The following is a 16,279-nucleotide window of genomic DNA, read 5'->3' on the forward strand; positions in this document are numbered from 1 at the left end:
TGGGTGCGGCTTGGGGTACGCGGGCGCGCCTTGAGGTACGTGAGCGCGCCTTGGGCTGCCTGGATGCGGCGTCGGGTGCGTGGATGCGACGTGGAGCGTGGGACATATGCGGCCCTCGCCGGCACAACGGTGAGACGCTGCCGGCTCCGGAGCACCTTCAGCAGCCCGAGCCCACAATCCTCAACCCGCCACCATGTCCACGCCATCTGATTGGCTGACCCCGTGGACATCACCGAGCTATCCGACCGCGCCGAACGCATCTCCGCCCGGTACGGCGACCATCTCGGCATCGAGCGGGACGGCGACTGGTTCTTGCTCAAGTTGCAGGAGGAGCTCGGTGAGCTCACCCAGTCTTACCTCCAGGTCACCGGCCGTGCCCGGACGAAGGGGCTGACCGCCGAGGAGATTCGCGAGGACTTCGAGGTGGAGTTTGCCGACGTGCTGTGTCAGTTGCTGCTGCTCGCCCGGCACCACAAGGTCGACGTACCGGCTGCGGTTGAGCGGAAGTGGCTCTTCCGCGAAGCCCAGTTGAGCGACCCGGGCGCGCGTTCCTGATCAGGAAGAACAGCATCACGAGCGGCGCCGCAGCCAGTGCGACCAGGACCGGCGCCAGGAACCACTCCGGATAGCTGTAGGCGCCGCAGCTCAGGATCACGCCCTCGCTGTCGGTTCGGCAGCCCGTGCCGGACAGGTTGCCCAGCATCGCCACCGGCAGGTACCCGAAGGGCAGCACGAGCGTGCCCAGGATCTTCTCCTCGCGGGTCCACCGGTCCGAGGTCCACAGCAACGCGACGCCGGCAAACCAACCGACCAGCGCCACGAACCCACCGAACGGCAGCAGCAACAGCGCCGCCACGTCCCGGCTCCGGTACCGCGGCTGGACCCGGTCGACCAGAACCAATCCCTCGGTCCTCGCCGCCACCAACGCGTCGGGATCGCCGATCCGGGCTAGCATCGCCTTGACCTGCTCCGAAGACTCGGCGCGCTCCGAGGCGATCCGCGACTCGACCTCGGCCAGCAGCGCGGCCCGTCGGTTCTCCGGCAGCCGCTCGGCGGCGCTGCGCAGGTACGTCAGATACGCGTCAACCAGCTCGTCGGCGCTGTGCTTCACAGGCATGCTGTTCCCCCGTCGCCGGTTGTGCTCCGGCCCACCCTAGCGACGGGGAGTTTCACCGAGATCTCACGCGGTCTTCGGCCGGACCGAGAACATGATCGCGAGCACAGCCCCTGGGATCGCATAGCGCCACAGCGGCCCCAGATCGAACAGGACCGGCAACAAACACAGCAACAGCAGATCGAACCCCCGAATCGGCTGCGAGAACAGCCCCGGCGGAATCGCCCCCATCGGCGACGCAACCAGCGGGCCCGCGTACGACGGTGGGCGGGCGGACGCCTGACGGACGACCCCGGACAAAATCCCGGCGGCCACCGCGAAGGCTGTCGGCGCATCACCCAGCGCCGGCGCGGCAGCCGTCGTCCACAGCAGCACGAACACCCCCGGCACGACGGCCATCGCGACCCGCAGATCACGCAGGTCCATGCCGAGCGCGCGCACCAACCCGGTCGACCGGCACACCGACCGAAGCCCGTCCATCAACGGCCGCGTCGCGACGAACCCGGCAAACGCCGCCGCCAGCGGCACCAGTACGTCGTACCCGGTGCCGGCCACGGCGTACGGAACAACCAGCAGCCCAGCGCCCACGATCAGCCGCCGCGGCCAGCGCAGCACCCGCCGGAACTCGCGATGAATGATCGCCTGCACGCGCTCCCCACGCCCGCGCCGCGACTTCAGCCGCCCGACCGTCCGCCAGTGCCGCCCGGCGACGACGTCGGCGAGCAGGCTGACGTCCATGGTGATCGCGGCTCCGGCCATTCCGGCCAGCAACTCACCACCGGCCACCACGGACGGCTTGGGCAGCCGTCGCAGCGAACGAGCCGTCATCAGCACCGCGGCCACAGCCACGGCCAAACCGAGCGTTCCGATGACGAGAGCACGCTGCTGATGGATCGGCAGGCCGGAGGACGAGCCCGGGATGCTGTAGGCCCTCCCGATCAACACCGCCTCCGGCTCCGGGGAGAACGCGTTCTCCCGCGATTCCACCGCCAGCGCAACCGCCGGAATCGCCGCGAGCACGAGGAGGCCGTCCGCGATCCGCAGCGCCCACCTGGTTGCCCTCGGCGACTGCTGGGCCCACACAGTCGCGCAGGCGACACAGACCAGCAGCGCGGTCGAGACAATCGTTGCCTCGATCACGAACCACAGCGATGCCCCGAACACCGCGAAGCCGACCACCGCGAACAACGCCCCGATCACCGCCGCGACAACGATCACCAGCCGGTACGCCGGCATCAGCACCGCGCCACGATCCAACGGCGTCGCCAGCAACCAGAAGCCGGTCGCGCGGGAGCCCGACACCGGGCCCACGCTGAGCAGAATCCGCAGCATGCCCGCCACCAGTAGCGGGAACAGGATCAGCGGCACGTAGTCGAGCACCAGCAGGCAGGACGTCGTCGTGCACGACGCCGAGTTCTCGTTCAGGTGCCGTACGACGTTCCCGCCTGTCGCGCCGACCATCGCCAGCGCGAAGACCACCAGGTACACGTCCTCGAACTGCTGCCAGAACGTGCGATCCGCCTTGCCCCGCCGGACCTTGCGCATCCACTTGCGCAGTTCCGCCGAGCGAGGGATCGGCCCGAAGTCGGCCGGGTCGAAGACCACCGGCCCGTCGGCGGCGCTCACGCGAGCGGGGTGAGTTCGACGGTGTCGTCCGCCACGGCCTCCACCAGGTCCGGATCGTGACTGGCGAAGATCACCGACGTGCCCGCCTTCTTCTCCTCCTGCAGACGTTCGGCCAGCCACGCGACACCAGCGGTGTCCAGCCGCTGCTCCGGCTCGTCGAGCACGAGCAGCTTGCGCGGGCGGACCAGCGTGGTTGCCAGCGCGAGCCGGCGGCGCTGGCCGGACGACAGCGAACCGGGGAGCTGATCGGCCGCCGCAAGCAGTCCGACGTCGTCCAGCAGCGTGTCGACGAGGTCCTCCGGCTCCGGGTTGCCGTGCGCGCGAGCGAGCAGGTCGAGGTGCTCGGCGGCGGTCAGGTCCGGGAAGAAGTCCAGGTCGTCGAGCAGCGCGGCGACGTCCCGGCGTACGGTCTCGGCGCGTTCGTCGATCGGTACGCCGTCCAGCAGGATCTCGCCGGCGGCGGGTTCGTGCGCGCCGACGATGCAGCGCAGCACGGTCGTTTTGCCCGCGCCGTTCGGGCCGACCAGCGCGACCGCGCGGCCGGCGGCGAGGCTGAACGTCAGGTCCTCGATCACCGGCCGGTCGGCGTACAGGTGCCGCAGGCCGGTCACCGCCAGCCGGGCAGCGGCCTTCTTCATCGCTTGCGGACCAGCGTGAGCCCGTCGCCGATGCCGAGCATGACCACGTCGACGCGCTCGTCGCGGGCGATGTGCGCGTTGAACTCCTTGCGATCGACCGGATCCTCGTCGTGCACCCCGACCACCCGGCCGCCGGCCAGCGTGTTGTCGAACAGCAGCAGCCCGTTGGCCCGGATCCGCGGCACCAGCTGCTCGAAGTACTCGATGTAGCCGGGCTTGTCCGCGTCGACGAAGGCCAGGTCGAACTCGCCGTCGAGCTCCGCGACGGACTGGTGCGCGTCGCCGATCCGCAGCTCGATCTTGTCCGCGACGCCGGCCCGCTCCCAGTACCGGCGGCCGATCGAGGTCCACTCGTCGCTGACGTCCAGGCAGATCAGCTGCCCGTCGTCGGGCAGGCCGCGGGCGATCGCCAGCGCGGAGAAGCCGGTGAACGTGCCGATCTCGACCGCGCGCCGGGCCGAGATCAGCCGGGTCAGCGTGGTCAGCAGCGCGGCCTGGTCGGCGGTGGTCAGCATCACCGCGGCCGAGCCCAGCTTCTGCGTCTCGGCGACCAGCTCGGTCGCGATCTCGTCCAGCGGCATCCCGTGCGCCACCATGTAGTCGTGCAGCTGGTCGGTCACCTGGACCTGGTTGCCCATTCGTTTCCCGCCGTTCTCCGTGGTCAGTGCGTCGCCTGTAGTCTCTACGGGTTGCCCGACCGCTCGACACCGACCCCTAGACACCGACCCCTCGTAGGAGACCCCAGCATGCAGATCGCCGTCGCCGGATCGATCGCGACCGACATCCTGATGACGTTCCCCGGCCGCTTCAAGGACCAGTTCCTCGAAGAGCAGATGCACAAGGTGTCGCTGTCGTTCCTGGTCGACGAGCTGGTCGTGCACCGCGGCGGCGTCGGCGCGAACATCTGCTACGGGATGGCCCAGCTCGGCCGCCCGTCGCTGCTGGTCGGCTCGGTCGGTGCCGACTTCGCCGAGTACGGCGCCGCGCTGGCCGAGGCCGGCGTCGACATCTCCCACGTCCGGGTCTGCGAGAACGTGCACACCGCCCGCTTCACCTGTACGACCGACCTGGACGCGAACCAGATCGCCTCGTTCTACACCGGCGCGATGGCCGAGTCCCGCGAGATCGACCTGGCCGACATCCACGCCAAGACCGGTGGCATCGACCTGGTGCTGATCGGCGCCGACGACCCGGACGGCATGCTCAAGCACACCCGGCTGGCCAAGGAGAACGGCATCGCCGTCGCGGCCGACCCGTCGCAGCAGCTGGCCCGGATGGACGGTGAGCAGATCCGCGAGCTGATCGACGGCGCGACGTACCTGTTCAGCAACGAGTACGAGTCCGGCCTGATGGTGCAGAAGACCGGCTGGAGCCACGACGAGATCCTCAGCCGGGTCGGTGTCCGGGTGACCACGCACGGCGGCGACGGCGTCGTGATCGAGAACGCCGACGGCGTGCTCGCCAAGATCCCCGCCGTACCGGCTCCTGGCCTGGTCGACCCGACCGGTGGCGGCGACGCCTTCCGCGCCGGATACCTGACCGGCCGCGCTGCCGGTCTCGAGCACGAGGCGGCCGCGCAGATCGGCTGCACGCTGGCCACCACGGTGCTGGAGACGGTCGGCACGCAGGAGTACACGCTGGACCGCCCGGCGTTCCTGAAGCGCCTCGCGTCGGCGTACGGCGAAGAGGCGGCGGCCACGGCTGCCGCCACGCTGAAGCTGGCCTGATCTTCCCCGGGCAGGCGGGCCGCCCCGCCTGCCCGCTGTGATCTGCCGGATCTGGAATGAAGTCGGCTGCTCACGGGTTGAGTTGAACTGTACGTTCAGTTCACTTGAGGAGATCTGTGATGACAGCACCAGTGGCGGCCGCGTCCGGCGAGTTCACGATTGGCGGCAACCTGACCGTCCGGCGGCTCGGTTACGGCACGATGCAGCTGACCGGCGAGGGCGTGTGGGGTGACCCGAAGGACCCCGACGAGGCGGTCCGCGTCCTGCGCCGCGCGATCGAGCTCGGGGTGAACTTCATCGACACCGCCGACGCGTACGGACCGTTCACCGCGGACCTGCTGCTGAACAAGGCCCTGCACCCGTACGCCGACGACCTGGTGATCGCGACCAAGGCCGGCTTCGCGCGCACCGGTCCGGGTCAGTGGGTGCCGATCGGCCGGCCGGAGTACCTGCGCCAGCAGGTCGAGCTCAGCCTGCGGCATCTCGGCCTGGAGCGGATCGACCTGCTCCAGCTGCACCGGATCGACGCCAAGGTCCCGGTCGCCGAGCAGCTCGGCGAACTCGCCGAGCTCCAGCAGGAGGGCAAGATCCGGCACATCGGTCTGTCCGAGGTCAGCGTCGAGCAGATCGAGGAGGCCGGCAAGACGGCCCGGATCGTCTCCGTGCAGAACCTCTACAACCTGGCCCAGCGCGACGCCGAGCCGGTGCTCGAGTACGCCGAGCAGAACGGCCTCGGCTTCATCCCGTGGTTCCCGCTCGCCACCGGCGGCCTGGCCAAGGCCGGCGGCCCGCTCGACCAGATCGCCAAGGAGCACGACGCGTCGCCGTCACAGCTGGCCCTGGCCTGGCTGCTCAAGCGCTCGCCGAACATGCTGCCGATCCCGGGCACGTCCTCGGTCGCCCACGTGGAGGACAACGTCGCCGCCGCGCAGGTCGAGCTGACCGACGAGGAGTTCGCGCGCCTCACCGAGGCCGTCGGCTGATGGGGCGCACCCAGGGGCTGATGCGCCGAGCCCTCGACCGGCCGGCGCGGCCCGGCCGTGGTCGGCCGGCGCCCCGCGCAGCCGGTGCCGCCGGATGAGCGTTTTCTTCGTCACCGGCGCGTCCCGCGGGTTCGGCGCCGAGATCGTCCGCGAAGCGCTGCGGCGCGGCCACCAGGTGGTCGCGACCGCGCGCCGGCCGGACGAGATCCCGTTCGGCGACGCGCTGAAGGTCGCGCTCGACGTGACCGACGAGGCCCAGGCCCGGACGGCGGTCGAGCAGGCGATCGCGGCGTACGGGCGGATCGACGTACTGGTCAACAACGCCGGGCGCGGCCTGCTCGGCACGGTCGAGGAAGCCAGTGACGAGGCGGCGCGGGCGGTCTTCGACACGAACGTGTTCGGCGTGCTCAACGTCCAGCGCGCGGTGCTGCCCGTACTGCGCGCGCAACGGTCCGGGCACGTGATCCAGCTCAGCTCGGTCGGCGGCTTCACCGGTACGCCGGGATGGGGCGTGTACGCCGCGACGAAGTTCGCCGTTGAGGGGTTCTCGGAGGCGCTCGCGGGCGAGCTGGCGCCGCTCGGCGTCAAGGTGACGATCGTCGAGCCGGGGTTCTTCCGGACCGACTTCCTGGACGGGTCGAGCCTGCACACCACCGAGACGACGATCGAGGACTACGCCCCGACCATCGGCCGGCTCCGGGAGCTCACGGCCGAGCGCAACCATGCCCAGCCGGGTGATCCGGTCAAGGCCGCGGCGGCAATCGTAGACCTGACCGAACTGCCCGAACCGCCGCTGCGGATCCAGCTCGGCAGCGACTCGGTCGAGCGGATCTCCGCCAAGCTGGACTTCATGCAGGCCGAGTTGGCGAAGTGGCGGACGGTGTCGACCTCGACGGATCACGACGATGCCTGACAAGGCCACGCATCCGCGCAGCCTGAAGGCACAGGACAAGGTGCTCTGCGCAACGAAGGAACTGCTCGCCGAAGGTGGGCTGTCGGCAACGACCGTCGACGCGATCGCCGCACGGTCCGGGGTGAGCAAGGCAACGATCTACAAGCACTGGCCGTCCCGGACCGCGATCGCGGCCGAGGCGTTCGGGCGCGAGATGGCGGCGGCGATTCCCTTGCCGGACACGGGTTCGGTCCGCGGCGACCTGACCGAGCAGGTCCGGCGGGTGAGCCGGTTCTACGCCGGCGAGCACGGCCGGGTGTTCGCGCAGTTGCTGGCGGCATCGGTCAGCGACCCGCAGGCGGCGCCGTACTTCCGGGAGTACTTCCTGGACGCTCGACGCGCGGCGCTGGCCGAGCTGTGGCAGCGCGGGGTCGACCGTGGCGAGGTGAGGCCTGGGATCAGCGCGGGCACGGCGACCGACATCCTGTTCGGCCCGCTGATCTTCCGGCTGCTCGCCGGCCACGCGCCACTGACCACCGAGGAGGCCGACGCGATCTCGACGGCCGCCCTCGACGGACTTCTGCGGTAGGCCCCTTGAACCGGCGGCAACCGGTTGGCCAACAGTGGGTTCGCCCCGTTGACAGCAGGTCGCGACGGCCGCAGGGTCGAGATTCGTGCTGACAAACTCCGCCCGCCCGTTGGATCCATCCGCTTCGACCTCCGCAGAGCCGGTCTCCGGCTCGCCCAGCCGGCGCCGCTTCCTCGGCCTGACCGGACTCGGCCTGACCGGACTGGGCCTGACCGGGGCGGGCCTGACCGGGCTCGGCCTCACCGGCGGCGCGCTGACCCCACCCGCCGCCGCCATGCCGACTCCGGAGGACGTGGATCGCTTCGACACCACGCCGCTGCGGTTCGCGGTCGTCACCGACACCCACGCGGACGTCGTACTGCCGGACCGGGCCAAGGAGCTGACCCGGCTGCTCGGCGTCGTCCAGGGGATGCGCCCGGACTTCGTCCTGCACTGCGGTGACATCACCGACTACGGAGCCGACGACGAGTTCGCGCTCTACCGCTCGGCGGTGCCAGCCGGCCTGTGGGACCGGATGCACCACGTCCCGGGCAACCACGAGTCCCGGTGGAACCCCGACGCGTTCGAGGCCTACCGGCGCTACTTCGGCCCCGAGTGGTCGTCGTTCGAGCTGCACGGCCTCCGGGTCGTCGGCCTGGCGCCGATGCAGCTCTTCCAGGAGCCTGGACTGTTCGGCGCGGAAGGGCTCGACCAGGTGAGCCAGGCGCTGCGCGGCGGCGGATCGCCGACCGCGATGTTCCTGCACTACCCGCTGGGTGCCGACAACTACTTCGTCAACGACACCGAGGACTTCCTGGACCGGATCGCCGGGCGCCGGGTCCGGGCCGTGTTCGCCGGCCACGTCCACCGTCAGCAGGTGACGGCGTTCAACGGGCTGACCCAGGTGGCGATGCGCAACACGTACGCCCTGCCCAGCTTCTACTGGGTCGAGCGGTCGGTGGACGGGAGCCGCCTCGACGTCAGCGAGATCGCCGTACCCGCCACCGGATCGCCCACGTCGACGGCCGTCACCACGATCCCGCTGGGCCGGACCGGTCCGGGTGCGGCGCTCGCGCCTCGCCACTCAGCCGTCCACGCGACCCGGGAGACGATCGCCGTGTCGGCCGCCTTCACGACGGCTCCCGCCCGCGTGCTCGCACAGGTGTACCCGCAGGGAGTGTTCAGCGGCACCAGCGCCGGCACCTGGGCACCGCTCGCCAAAGGCCCGCACGGAACGTGGCAAGGAGAGTTGAGCGCGGCAGGCCTGCCCGCGGGCGAACACCGGGTCCAACTGCGGGCCATAGGCAACGACGGCGCCGCGTTCGACCGAACCCTGCGCACCGAGCTCGTCACGAACGGCGCGGCGGTCACCTGGACAGCAGCGCTCCGCGGCGCAATCCAGGGCGCTCTGCTCCGGACGCCCGACGGGTTCGTCGCGGCGACCACCGCGGGACAGGTGCAGGCCTTTGCGGTGAGGACCCGTTCCTTCAGCCGTCGCTGGCAGCGCACCGTAGGCGCGGTTCACCGAGCGCCCGCGCTGATGGACCGCACGGTCCTGGTGCCCTCGGCGGATCACCGGCTCTACGCACTGGACGCGTCGAAGGGCTCGACCCGCTGGGCGACGGATCTGCACGCGCCGGTGGTCTCCAGCCCGCTGGTGACCACGGTCGACGGTGAGCGCCGGATCCTCGTATCGGCCGGGGGCCGCTTGTACTGCCTCGACGCCGACGGCCGGGTGCTCTGGTCCGCGGACCAGCACGGCCTGTTCGCGGGCCGGGTCGCCTGCGACGGTGACCGGGTCTTCGCCGGTGGCGGTGACGGCAACGCGCGCGCCTTCGACGCCCGCACCGGCGCCGAGGTCTGGACCGTCTCGACCACCACCAGGACCACGCCGTACCAGCGGATGATCTACGGCGCCTGGAACAACGAGCTACAGATCCTGCCGGACGGGTCCGTCCTGGTCTCCACGGTGTCCACCGCGCTGGCTCTCGACCCGGCGAGCGGTGCGGTCCGCTGGCAACGGCCTGGCAGCTACATCTACACGCCGGCCGTCGTGACGGCGTACGGGATTCTGCTGTTCGACGAGCGGGGCAACGCGGTGATGGCCGATCCCGCGACAGGCGGCACGCGGTGGTCCGTGCCGGTGGCTCCCCGTTCCTTCGAGGCGGGGCCGGTGCTCTCCGCCGACGGCGCGACCGCGTGGCACGTAGGCACCGCCGGGCTGCTCAGCCGGCTCGACCTCGCGTCGGGATCGGCGCAACCGCTGCTGCAGGTGAGCAAGGCCAACACGTTCTCCACTCCGCTACTCGTCGGCGCACGCTCGCGCCGGACCCTGGTGATCGGCTTCCAGGATGGCGTACTGCGTGGTGTGACCGGGTTGTGAGTCGCGGGAGGCCGGCGGGGTCTCGCCGGCCTCCCCTGCCGGCCTAGAGGCGCGGATCGACCGGCTCGGACTCCAGGGCGAGTACGGCGAAGACGCACTCGTGGATGCGCCAGAGCGGTTCGCCGCGGGCTGCGCGTTCGAGGGACTCGAGACCGAGGGCGTACTCGCGCAGCGCGAGCGAGCGTTTGTGGCCGAGGTTCCGGTTCCGCAGGCGCTCGAAGTTGGCCGGCTCGGTGTAGTCGGGGCCGTAGATGATGCGCAGGTACTCCTGCCCGCGCACCTTCAGCCCCGGCTGCGCCAGGCCTTTGCCGGTCCGGACCAGGTTCGCGGCCGGCTTCACCACCATGCCCTCACCACCGGCTCCGGTGAGTTCCTCCCACCACGCGATTCCTTCGGCCCACGACGTCTCGTCGACGAACAGCCGCCGCGTCGGCGTGAACAGCGAGGGGCCCTCGGCAACCAACCGGTCGGCGATCCCGAGGTGCCAGGCATGCGGCCGGTCGTGGTACGTCGCACCCTCCGACGCGAGCACCTGGAACGGCGCCACCCGTACGCCGTCCAGCCCGTCCGTCGGCCAGCAGTACCGGCGATAGGCGGCGCTGAACAGTTCCGCGTTCGCCGTACGGCGCTCGGTGCGCGCGAGCAGGTCGCCGACGTCGAGTCCGGCCGCCTGTGCCGACACCAGCGCGGAGGTTGCTGCAGGCAACGACGTACGGGCGGCGGCGCCGACCGCGGCGTACTGGTCGCGGAGCAGGTCGCCGGCCTTCGCGCTCCACGGCAGCAGCTCGGCGTCGAGCAGCAGCCAGGAGGTCTCCAGCTCGTCGAACAGTCCCGCGGCGTCGACGACCTCGCGCAGCCGGAGCAGGAGCTCGCCGGTCAGCTCCGGGCCGAAGAACGACCGTCCCGTCCGGGTGTGCACAGCGCCGCGACCGGCCAGACCGAACCGCTGCAGCGCGACGTCGTCGTCGCGCGTGACGAGCACGACCGCGCGCGACCCCATGTGCTTCTCCTCGCAGACGAGGTCGGTTACGCCCTGCGCCTGGTACGCCTCGAACGCCTGCCGCGGGTGCTCCAGCAGCCCGGGCTCCGGCGAGGTCCCGACCGGGCTCATCGTCGGCGGCAGGTACAGCAGGAACCGCGGATCGATCGCGAACCGGCTCATCACCTCCAGCGCCGCCCCGGCCTGCTCGGCCCGCACACTGAGCCGGCCGTGCGTCGCGGTCTCGATCACCCGCCGGCCGGTGACGTCGGTGATGTCGAGCCCGTCGGGCTCCCGCGCCGGAGCACTCGGGACGTGCAGGGGTTTGGCCGGCGCGTAGTACTCCTCAGCAGCCTGTACGGCGACCAGCTCGCGCTCGGGATAGCGCAGCGCCGTCAGCGCGCCGCCGAAGACGCAGCCGGTGTCGAGGCAGGTCGTGTTGTTGATCCACTCCGGCTCCGGCGTCGGGGTGTGTCCGTAGACCACCATCGCGCGTCCGCGGTAGTCCTGGGCCCACGGGTAGCGCACGGGCAGGCCGAACTCGTCGGTCTCGCCCGTCGTTTCGCCGTACAGGCAGAAGGCGCGCACCCGGCCGGAGGCGCGCCCGTGCATCCGCTCGACCAGTCCCGCGTGCGAGACCACCAGCTTGCCGCCGTCGAACACGTAATGCGAGACCAGCCCGTCGACGAACTGCTCCACCTGCCGCCGGAACTCCTCGGGCTCCTCCGCCAGCTGAGCCAACGACTCCTCGAGCCCGTGACTGACCTTGACGTTCTTGCCCCGCAGGGCCCGCAGCAGCTTGTCCTCGTGGTTGCCCGGCACGCAGTAGGCGTTGCCGGAAGCAACCATCCCCATCACCAGCCGGAGCACGCCGGGGGTGTCGGGCCCACGGTCCACGAGGTCGCCGACGAACACCACTCTTCTACCGTTGACCGACCTTGCATCCACAGCACGGCCTCGGTCGTCTCTGGAAATCGTGTAGTCCAACTCAGTGAGCAGCTGCTCCAACTCCGCCCGGCACCCGTGGATGTCCCCGATGATGTCGAACGGACCCGTCTGATCCGTCAGGTCGTTGAACAGCTTCGTCCGCTCGATCTCGACGGCGTCGATCTCCTCCACCGTCGTCAGCACGTGCACCCCACGGAAGCCCTCGCGCTTGAGACTCTTCAGCCCCCGCCGCAGCTGCGACCGCTGCCGCACCACCACCTTCGACCCGAACTGCCGATCCGGCCGCGCCGCGTTCCGCTCCACGCAGACCTTCTCCGGCGGATCGAGCACGATCGCCACCGGCAGTACGTCGTGCTCGCGCGCCAGCGCCACCAGCTCCCGCCGCGCCTCGGGCTGCACGTTGGTCGCGTCGATCACCGTCAGCCGCCCGGCCGCGAGCCGCTTGCCGGCGATGAAGTGCAGCACCTCGAACGCGTCCTTGGTCGCCGCCTGGTCGTTCTCGTCGTCGGACACCAGCCCACGGCACACGTCGCTGGAGATCACCTCGGTACCGAGAAAGTGCCGCCGCGCGAACGTCGACTTGCCGGACCCACTGGCGCCGACCAGTACGACGAGGCTCAGCGCGGGAATGCCGATCGTGCTCATGCCGCACCCTCCGTCCGCCGGAACACCGCGAGCTGCGTCGGCGGCCCGACCTCCGGGTCATCCGGTCCGACGGAGCGGTACTCCACGCCGTACCCGAACCTGGCCGCGACCCCGTCGGCCCACGCCCTGAACTCAGCCCGCGTCCACTCGAACCGGTGGTCCGGGTGCCGGAAGGCCCCGGCCGGGAGCTTCTCGAACCGCACGTTGTACTCCGAGTTCGGCGTCGTCACCACCACGGCGCCCGGCTGCGCAGCGCCGAACACCGCCTGAGCCAGCGCCGGCAGTCGCGGCTGATCCACGTGTTCGACCACCTCCATCAGCACGGCGACGTCGACCCCGGCCAGCCGCGCGTCGGCGTACGTCACCGACGACTGGAACACCCGGAGCCGCTCCCGCTGCCGATCCGACATCTCCCGCACGTGCAACCGCCGCTCCAGCCGATCCAGCGCCCGAGCCGAGACATCACACGCCAGTACCTGATCGATCTCCCCGACCTTCAGCAGCTCCCCCACCAACGCCCCTTCGCCACACCCGAGATCAGCCACCCGCCGCCCACGCAACTCCCGTACGACGCCGAGCACGGTTTGCCGCCGCTCAACCGCCAGCGCGACGCGCGCCTCGCCCGTCGCGGTGTCGTCTCCGGCCTCGACCTGGACCTCGTCGGGCAGCGTCTCGCCATCGGCCTCGGTCAGCCGTTCCAGCGCCGCATCCGACAGGTTCCGGCGGTGCGCCAGGTAGCGGCGGCTGATCAGGTCCTTCTCCGGGTGGGCGCCGAGCCAGCCCTCGCCAGCTCGGACGAGCTTGTCGACCTCGTCCGAGCCGACCCAGTAGTGCTTGGCGTCGTCCAGGACCGGCAGCAGCACGTACAGGTGGTTGAGCGCGTCAGCCAGCCGCAGAGTCCCGTGCAGCCGCAGGTCGACGTACCGGGAGTCGCCCCACTCGGGGATCTCCGGGTCGAGCGGCACCGGGCGCGCGTCGACGGACCAGCCGAGCGGACCGAAGAGCCGCTCGGCGAGCGCCGGTCCGCCGCTGCACGGCAGCGCCGGGACGTGCAGGTCGAGCTCGATCGCCCGCGCGGCCAGCTCGGGCCGCGCGTCGCACCGCCCGTTCATCGCCGTCCGGAACAGCTTGCCGAGCGCGACCGCGAGCAGGCTGGAGGCGGCGTACGGGCGATCGTTCACGTACTGCCCGAGCGTGAACCCCTCGGCAGCGCGCCCTTTTCCTGACCGGACCAGCGCGATCGGATCCACCTCAAGCAGCACCGCCGCCGTACAGGCCTGGTCTGTCGCCTCCGGGTAGATCACGTGCGCGACCCCGCCCGCGACCTCGAGGGACTGCGGTCGCGCGGGGTTCTTGTGCAGCAGGAAGCCGAGCTCGGCCGCCGGGGCGCCGAGACCGCTGGACGTGGTGGCGATGGTCAGGAACACCGGCTCATTCGACCACGCGAACCGTCCTCCGGGCCGCTGTATTTGTCCAGAGCAACTACCGCGCGGTTTGTCAGGAGCAGCCCGACTCTCCCGCCGGCGCCGCCCGAAACCCGCCGGCGGAGACTTTCCAGCTGCCGGGCAGGCCCGGATCGATTACTGAGACACGCGCGCGCACCTCTGGCGCGTTCGGCCGGTTTGGTTCTAGCTTGTTGAGCAGAAGATGCGTCGCTACAGACCGTCCTTCCCCGCTGACAGTCCGTACTTGTCCCCGGTTTGTGGCGAGTACCCACCCACGCCCGATCCGGGGAAAGGACCATGGTTACAGCTCCCTCAGGCCGCCCGGCCACCGCGACCGCAGAGGTCCGCCGGTGAAACCCCAGACCTTCGAACTCGTCCGTTTCACCGACGTCAGCGGCGTCTCCGGCACCGGAGTGGTGGCCGAAGGCTGCGTGTTCACCGACGGCTCGGTGGCGCTGCGCTGGCACGGCGCGAACCCGTCGACCGCGATCTGGCCGGACATCGACTCGATCCTCGCCGTGCACGGCCACTGCGGCGCCACCGTGGTCCGCTGGCTGGACGTCTCCGAGATGGAGACCGTGCCCGGCACCGACCTGCTGCCCGGCGAGGTCGCGCACATCCTGGCCACCGGCCGGCTCACCCACCACCCGCCGGCGGTCGCGACCGCCTGACGCACGGAGCTGCAGCCGCTCGACGAGAGGGTGCCGAGTAGCGTCGCCGCTCGGGCGCTACCGCTCGACGGGTCGACGCCCACCACCGACCAACCTCCCGGCGCTGCGCGGTCCCACGCTCAACTCGGGCCCGTACCGGCCGTCGGCAGGTGCTTGATCAGTGGTGGAGATCGGTGATCAAGCCGCGAGGCCGGTCAGCGCGAAGAACTCCTGGCGGGACGCCGGGTTGTCGCGCAGCGTGCCGTGCACGGCCGACGTCACCGTCGTCGAGCCGGTCGCGCGAACGCCGCGCAACGACATGCACTGGTGCTCGGCCTCGATCACCACGCCGACGCCCTTCGGCGCGAGATGGCCCTGCAGCCAGTCGGCGACCTGCTTGGTCAGCCGCTCCTGAACCTGCAGGTCGCGAGCGAACAGTTCCACCACGCGCGCCAGCTTGGACAAGCCGAGGATCCGGTCGCCCGGCAGGTAGCCGACGTGCGCGACGCCCTGGAACGGCAGCATGTGGTGCTCGCACAGCGACTGCACCGGGATGTCCCGGGCCAGCACCAGCTCGTCGTACCCCTCGTCGTTGGGGAACGTGGTCAGGTCGAACTCGCGCGGCGTCAGCATCTCGGCGTACGCGTGGGCGACCCGGCGGGGCGTGTCGGCCAGGTGGGCGCTGAGCGGGTCGCGACCCAGCGCGACCAGCAGGTCGGCCACCGCGCGTTCCGCGGCCGGCAGGTCGATCTCCGGGCGGCCGCCCACGACGTGCAGTTTGGCCGGTCCTGCCGTGGCCGGTTCGGCGAGCTCGGTCTGGATCGTCATGCGCCCCTCCTGGTGATCGAAGACGCTCAGCTTACTGTTTCGTCAACCAAAGTTGGAGATAGAATCATCCCGTGGACCGACAGGCCAACCTGCAAGCGGTCGCCGCGCTGGACGAACCGACCCGGCGGCGCCTGTACGAGTACGTCGTCGCAGCCGCCGAGCCGGTGAGCCGCGACGACGCGGCCGCGGCCCTGGCGATCCCGCGCAACACCGCCGCCTTCCACCTCGACAAGCTCGCGGCCGAGGGTCTGCTCGCCGTCGTCCATGCTCGCCGTACGGGCCGCACCGGTCCCGGCGCCGGCCGCCCCGCGAAGCTCTACCGCCGCTCCGACGCCGAGATCGAGATCTCCCTGCCCGAGCGCCAGTACGCCGTCGCGGGGCATCTCCTCGCCGGCGCCATCGAGGACGCCGATTCGTCCGGCGGGTCGGCCCGGCAGGCCCTCGCACGCCGGGCTCGCGCCTACGGCGAAGCCCTCCCCGGCCAGTCCGTCGATGAGGTGCTCGCGAGCCAGGGCTTCGAGCCTCACCCCGAAGGCGACACGATCGCCCTGTCCAACTGCCCGTTCCGCGCACTGGCCAAGGAATACCCCGCCCTGGTCTGCACGATGACGCTGCACCTGGTCGAGGGTGCGCTCGCCGCCCGCCCGGCCGCCGGCCTCCAGGCCGAACTCCACCCCACCCCGGACCACTGCTGCGTCCGCCTCCTCCCCCACCCGGCTGCCTGACACGCATCCACTCGCCCACCGGCGTCGCCTCACCGTCACGGCCAGCCGCTGACCCAGCAGCGCTGCCGCCGCACCCCCGGCCCCTTCCCCTCCGCTTTCCTTCCCTCACCTGCACCCCTCCACGCCCC

14 protein-coding genes are annotated in these 16,279 nt (G+C 70.9%); 7 read left to right on the plus strand and 7 right to left on the minus strand.

Annotation, left to right across the window (positions count from 1 at the left end; genetic code table 11):
* Positions 1–364: 364 nt before the first annotated feature.
* The 4 genes from BWI15_RS39520 to BWI15_RS25980 all read right to left on the minus strand — a co-directional run bounded on the left by BWI15_RS39520 (position 365) and on the right by BWI15_RS25980 (position 4,016).
* Positions 365–1,117, minus strand: coding sequence for an HAAS signaling domain-containing protein (locus BWI15_RS39520; protein ID WP_168197370.1), 753 nt, complete (start codon positions 1,115–1,117; stop codon positions 365–367).
* 63 nt (positions 1,118–1,180) lie between these two features.
* Positions 1,181–2,740 carry a DUF6297 family protein gene (locus tag BWI15_RS25970; RefSeq protein WP_237771465.1) on the minus strand — a complete coding sequence of 520 codons (1,560 nt, stop codon included), beginning with the start codon at positions 2,738–2,740 and terminating at the stop codon, positions 1,181–1,183.
* Entirely contained in the window at positions 2,737–3,378 is a 642-nt protein-coding gene (gene ccmA, locus BWI15_RS25975) for a heme ABC exporter ATP-binding protein CcmA (protein ID WP_077017037.1), read from the minus strand. The genes BWI15_RS25970 and ccmA overlap by 4 nt, the downstream gene beginning before the upstream one ends.
* The gene (locus BWI15_RS25980; protein WP_077017038.1) at positions 3,375–4,016 is read right to left on the minus strand and encodes an O-methyltransferase; all 642 of its coding nucleotides are present in this window, start codon (positions 4,014–4,016) and stop codon (positions 3,375–3,377) included. The genes ccmA and BWI15_RS25980 overlap by 4 nt, the downstream gene beginning before the upstream one ends.
* A gap of 108 nt (positions 4,017–4,124) precedes the next feature.
* Between BWI15_RS25980 and BWI15_RS25985 the strand changes: the two genes are divergently transcribed.
* From BWI15_RS25985 to BWI15_RS26005, 5 genes are all read left to right on the plus strand, one after another.
* Positions 4,125–5,105, plus strand: a complete 981-nt coding sequence (locus BWI15_RS25985) for a carbohydrate kinase family protein (RefSeq protein WP_077017039.1) — start codon at positions 4,125–4,127, stop codon at positions 5,103–5,105.
* A 119-nt stretch (positions 5,106–5,224) separates the two neighbouring features.
* Complete coding sequence (locus BWI15_RS25990) at positions 5,225–6,088, plus strand: aldo/keto reductase (RefSeq protein WP_083751007.1); 864 nt, start codon at positions 5,225–5,227, stop codon at positions 6,086–6,088.
* A gap of 94 nt (positions 6,089–6,182) precedes the next feature.
* A complete protein-coding gene (locus tag BWI15_RS25995; protein WP_077017041.1) occupies positions 6,183–7,001 on the plus strand; it encodes an oxidoreductase in 819 nt (272 codons plus the stop codon).
* On the plus strand, positions 6,994–7,569 hold the full coding sequence (locus BWI15_RS26000) for a TetR/AcrR family transcriptional regulator (RefSeq protein ID WP_077017042.1): 576 nt from the start codon (positions 6,994–6,996) through the stop codon (positions 7,567–7,569). Before BWI15_RS25995 ends, BWI15_RS26000 begins: the two co-directional genes overlap by 8 nt.
* Positions 7,570–7,654: 85 nt before the next feature.
* Entirely contained in the window at positions 7,655–9,931 is a 2,277-nt protein-coding gene (locus BWI15_RS26005; RefSeq protein WP_143465818.1) for an outer membrane protein assembly factor BamB family protein, read from the plus strand.
* A gap of 43 nt (positions 9,932–9,974) precedes the next feature.
* Here the strand turns inward: BWI15_RS26005 and BWI15_RS26010 are convergent, their stop codons facing one another.
* Both BWI15_RS26010 and BWI15_RS26015 read right to left on the minus strand, forming a co-directional pair.
* Positions 9,975–12,503 carry a polynucleotide kinase-phosphatase gene (locus BWI15_RS26010; protein ID WP_077017044.1) on the minus strand — a complete coding sequence of 843 codons (2,529 nt, stop codon included), beginning with the start codon at positions 12,501–12,503 and terminating at the stop codon, positions 9,975–9,977.
* Complete coding sequence (locus BWI15_RS26015; RefSeq protein ID WP_077017045.1) at positions 12,500–13,930, minus strand: 3' terminal RNA ribose 2'-O-methyltransferase Hen1; 1,431 nt, start codon at positions 13,928–13,930, stop codon at positions 12,500–12,502. The genes BWI15_RS26010 and BWI15_RS26015 overlap by 4 nt, the downstream gene beginning before the upstream one ends.
* 368 nt (positions 13,931–14,298) lie before the next feature.
* On the opposite strand from BWI15_RS26015, the gene BWI15_RS26020 reads away from it, so the two are divergent.
* Positions 14,299–14,619, plus strand: coding sequence for a hypothetical protein (locus tag BWI15_RS26020; protein WP_077017046.1), 321 nt, complete (start codon positions 14,299–14,301; stop codon positions 14,617–14,619).
* A 177-nt stretch (positions 14,620–14,796) separates the two neighbouring features.
* Here the strand turns inward: BWI15_RS26020 and folE are convergent, their stop codons facing one another.
* Positions 14,797–15,426: a GTP cyclohydrolase I FolE gene (folE, locus tag BWI15_RS26025; protein WP_077017047.1), complete on the minus strand. Its 630-nt coding sequence runs from the start codon at positions 15,424–15,426 to the stop codon at positions 14,797–14,799.
* A 71-nt stretch (positions 15,427–15,497) separates the two neighbouring features.
* Between folE and BWI15_RS26030 the strand changes: the two genes are divergently transcribed.
* Positions 15,498–16,151, plus strand: a complete 654-nt coding sequence (locus BWI15_RS26030) for a helix-turn-helix transcriptional regulator (protein ID WP_077017048.1) — start codon at positions 15,498–15,500, stop codon at positions 16,149–16,151.
* The last annotated feature ends 128 nt before the right edge of the window (positions 16,152–16,279 follow it).

It is taken from the genome of Kribbella sp. ALI-6-A (assembly GCF_001984195.1).
Lineage (GTDB): Bacteria > Actinomycetota > Actinomycetes > Propionibacteriales > Kribbellaceae > Kribbella.

Excerpts from the sequence above, each read along its gene's own strand:
- folE (WP_077017047.1), bottom strand. The coding sequence starts at position 15,426 with ATGACGATCCAGACCGAGCTCGCCGAACCGGCCACGGCAGGACCGGCC.
- BWI15_RS25985 (WP_077017039.1), top strand. The coding sequence starts at position 4,125 with ATGCAGATCGCCGTCGCCGGATCGATCGCGACCGACATCCTGATGACG.
- BWI15_RS25980 (WP_077017038.1), bottom strand. The coding sequence starts at position 4,016 with ATGGGCAACCAGGTCCAGGTGACCGACCAGCTGCACGACTACATGGTG.
- BWI15_RS25995 (WP_077017041.1), top strand. The coding sequence starts at position 6,183 with ATGAGCGTTTTCTTCGTCACCGGCGCGTCCCGCGGGTTCGGCGCCGAG.
- BWI15_RS25990 (WP_083751007.1), top strand. The coding sequence starts at position 5,225 with ATGACAGCACCAGTGGCGGCCGCGTCCGGCGAGTTCACGATTGGCGGC.
- BWI15_RS26010 (WP_077017044.1), bottom strand. The coding sequence starts at position 12,503 with ATGAGCACGATCGGCATTCCCGCGCTGAGCCTCGTCGTACTGGTCGGC.
- BWI15_RS39520 (WP_168197370.1), bottom strand. The coding sequence starts at position 1,117 with ATGCCTGTGAAGCACAGCGCCGACGAGCTGGTTGACGCGTATCTGACG.
- ccmA (WP_077017037.1), bottom strand. The coding sequence starts at position 3,378 with ATGAAGAAGGCCGCTGCCCGGCTGGCGGTGACCGGCCTGCGGCACCTG.
- BWI15_RS26000 (WP_077017042.1), top strand. The coding sequence starts at position 6,994 with ATGCCTGACAAGGCCACGCATCCGCGCAGCCTGAAGGCACAGGACAAG.